Annotated in this window: 3 protein-coding genes and 2 pseudogenes; 4 read left to right on the top strand and 1 reads right to left on the bottom strand. The window is 53.8% G+C overall.

Features of this window, described 5'->3' with window-relative positions:
- The first annotated feature begins 30 nt into the window (after positions 1–30).
- From CINSTRO3249_RS14505 to CINSTRO3249_RS17760, 4 genes and pseudogenes are all read left to right on the top strand, one after another.
- A complete protein-coding gene (locus tag CINSTRO3249_RS14505) occupies positions 31–867 on the top strand; it encodes an amidohydrolase family protein (protein ID WP_254304375.1) in 837 nt (278 codons plus the stop codon).
- 60 nt (positions 868–927) lie between these two features.
- Complete coding sequence (locus CINSTRO3249_RS14500) at positions 928–1,830, top strand: dihydrodipicolinate synthase family protein (protein WP_074013770.1); 903 nt, start codon at positions 928–930, stop codon at positions 1,828–1,830.
- Positions 1,831–1,846: 16 nt separating this feature from the next.
- Positions 1,847–2,179, top strand: coding sequence for an L-rhamnose mutarotase (locus CINSTRO3249_RS14495; RefSeq protein ID WP_174249803.1), 333 nt, complete (start codon positions 1,847–1,849; stop codon positions 2,177–2,179).
- Positions 2,180–2,200: 21 nt separating this feature from the next.
- Positions 2,201–2,524: pseudogene (locus CINSTRO3249_RS17760) on the top strand (MaoC family dehydratase); the annotation flags it as partial.
- 5 nt (positions 2,525–2,529) lie between these two features.
- On the opposite strand, the pseudogene CINSTRO3249_RS14485 reads toward CINSTRO3249_RS17760, so the two are convergent.
- Positions 2,530–2,880: pseudogene (locus CINSTRO3249_RS14485) on the bottom strand (IS4 family transposase); the annotation flags it as partial.
- Positions 2,881–3,017: the final 137 nt, after the last annotated feature.

The following is a 3,017-nucleotide window of genomic DNA, read 5'->3' as shown; positions in this document are numbered from 1 at the left end:
TGAGAAAACGCCGGTCTCAGGTTGACCAAAGTGAACAGAAGAGTTAATAAAAACACAGTAGGCGCGTTAAGAAAAAAAAGCGTTCACGTTCGTCCAGAATCAGCGTTCACTTTCACCGGAATACGCAACGGGCGTTGGCGCATCGACCGGGCGCTGTATGTGGAGGTGGACGTCGCTCCCGATCAACGGCAGCAGGAGGCGAACTATCTGCGCGAACTGTGCGAGGATCCCGCCAATGCTGTCTGCGGCGGCATCATTTCGCTGGATTTACAGCGACCAGACGCCGTCGCCCGCTGGCGTGAAGCGGGCGCGTTCCATCGCTGGGTGAAAGGCGTACGGCACGTATTGCACGTGCCAAGCCAGCCGCCCGGCAGCTGCCTGACGCCTGTTTTCATCCACAACGTCAACGCGCTCGGCGACGCCGGGCTGTGCTTTGAGGCCTGCGTGCGCAATGCTGAATTGGGCGATGTGGCCCGCCTTGCGCGCCATGCCCCTAAAACTAATATTGTATTGAATCATATGGGTATTGTCGATGCCGTGCGTCTGGCGCAAGAGGCGGACTATGCTCTGCGCTGGCGGCAAAACCTGCACGCGCTGGCCGCGTGCGATAACGTTTATTGCAAGGTATCCGGCGTGATGATTCCCCCCGAAGGCGATATTGACCTTGTCCGGCCCGCCGTCGAGGCTGCCCTCAAGACATTCAGCCGCGATAGGGTCATTTTTGCCAGCAATTTTCCCGTCTGCGATCTGGGGACAGGAATGGCGCCGTGGATCGATGTGATGATGGATATCACGCACGCCTTCGGCGACGCGTTCCAGACCCGCTTATTCAACGCCAACGCCGTGCAGCTTTATCGATTGTCATGAATGGGCTTCTCCTTCCGGCCCCGGGAGACGGCGAATTTTCATTAAAGCAGGAGAAACACTATGTCCGTTAAGTTCAAAGGGATTATTCCACCGGTTCCCACGTTATTTAATGAGCAAGAGCAGTTTGACGAAGCGGCGATGGGACGGCTTATCGATCATTTGCTGACCACCGATGTGGATGGGCTATTTTTCCTCGGCAGCGCCGGCGAATTCGCGCACATGTCGGACGCCCTGCGGGTGCAAGTGATGAAGTTCTGTATTGGTCATGTCGCCGGCCGCAAACCCGTGCTGGTCGGCATTGCCCATTCAGGCACACAGGCGACATTGGCCTTCGGCCGGCTGGCGCAGGAGTACGGCGCGGACGGCGTGGTGGTGGTAAATCCCTGGTACAACCCGCTGGCGGAAGAATACCTCTTTGAGCATTACCGCTATATCGCCGAACAACTACCGTTACCCATCTTGCTTTATAATTTTCCGGCGCTGACAGGACAATCAATCCCGATTGCGTGTATCGTGCGCCTGGCGCAGGCATGCCCGAATATTGTCGGTCTGAAAGATACCGTTGATACCCTAAGCCATATTCGCGAGGTGATCCACGCCGTTAAACCCCTGCGTCCTGACTTTGCCGTATTTGCCGGCTACGATGAATACCTGCTCGGCACCTTAATCCTCGGCGGCGATGGCGCCATTCCCGCCAGTGCCAATTTTGCGCCGCAGCTCACCTGTGGCATTTATCGCCATTGGCAACAGGGGGAATTCGACCAGGCCAATGCGCTGCAAAGCCGACTGTCGTGGATCCCGGCACTGTACGGCCTGGATGTGCCGTTTTACAACGTCGTGAAATATGCCCTGACCCAAATCGGACTTGATATTCCCGTTCATTCGCTGCGCCCCACCGGGCCGCTTAGCCAACAACGCAAAGTTCAAATTTGTGAAGCGCTGGCACGTAGCCGGATTATTTAATGCGGAGGAGAAAGCCATGAAACCGATTCAGCGTTTTGGAGGCGTGATCAAAGTCAAGCCGGAGAAATATGCTTATTATGCACAATTACATGCTAATCCTTGGCCCGATGTTAATGCCATGATCAAGGAATGTAATATTTCAAACTATTCTATTTACTTTAAGGACGGCTATCTCTTCAGTTACTACGAATATCATGGCGATAATTATCAGGAAGACATGAAAAAAATGGCTGCGGATCCGGTTACCCAGCAATGGTGGGCGGAATGCGTCCCCTGCCTGACGCCGCTTGCGACGCGTGCGCCAGAGGAATTATGGGCGAATATGGAAGAAGTTTACCACCTGGATTAACCGGCGGCCTGGAGTAACGTTATGTTCATCGATAAATATTTCGAGGAATTTGTGCTGGACGAAACCCGCACCACCACGGGGCGCACCATCACCGAAAGCGATATTGTGTTACACGCCGGCCAGACCGGCGACTTTTATCCGCATCATATGGATGCCGAGTGGTGCAAAACGCAGCCCTTTGGCCAGCGCATCGCCCACGGTACTCTAACTTTCGCAGTGGCGGTAGGCATGACCGCAGGGGATATTAATTCCCGCGCTATGACTTATGGCTATGAGAAATTACGTTTTCCTGAGCCCGTCTTTATTGGCGATACCCTGCAGGTAAAAGTGCGTATAAGTGAAAAAAAAGATCATCCGCGTAAACCCACCTCGTTATACACATTCTGTTCGTGCCTGAGCGCGCGTAGCGTTTCGGCGGCCGTCATGACTTTCTGCAAGCCTTTCCAGATAGTTTTTGCGCCTGGCTCAACGTCGCCTTTTCGAGCAAGAAAGCCTCCGAGTTGCGCAACTAAGCGCAATACTTCGTTTAGTTTAGGGCGGCCCTTGGGCATAGGCTTGTTCATCAGTAGGTAAGCTCCATGAGTCTCGTCGGAATCAAAGAACAACATTGCGTCCAGCTCTGGACAGGTTCGTCCCATACGCATTAAATAGGCGATGCGCCATGCCACGATCATGAACAGCGCCAATGCCCGCTCAATGCGATCCACGGTCTGAATCACCCCGGATAAATTAGAGTCTATACTTTAAAAGTGGAGGTCTCTATGACAACGACCAAACGTTACTCTCCGGAAGTCCGTGAACGGGCAGTTAATCTAGTGCTGGAAACTCAGCATGAGCA

The organism is Candidatus Sodalis sp. SoCistrobi, assembly GCF_900143145.1.
In the GTDB taxonomy this organism is placed as follows: Bacteria; Pseudomonadota; Gammaproteobacteria; order Enterobacterales; family Enterobacteriaceae; genus SoCistrobi.
The sequence above is the reverse complement of the archived record's forward strand: the minus strand, read 5'-3'. Positions and strand labels throughout refer to the sequence as shown.

What these genes read in the sequence shown, in the direction of transcription:
- CINSTRO3249_RS14500 (WP_074013770.1), top strand. Translation starts at nt 928, where the DNA reads ATGTCCGTTAAGTTCAAAGGGATTATTCCACCGGTTCCCACGTTATTT.
- CINSTRO3249_RS14495 (WP_174249803.1), top strand. Translation starts at nt 1,847, where the DNA reads ATGAAACCGATTCAGCGTTTTGGAGGCGTGATCAAAGTCAAGCCGGAG.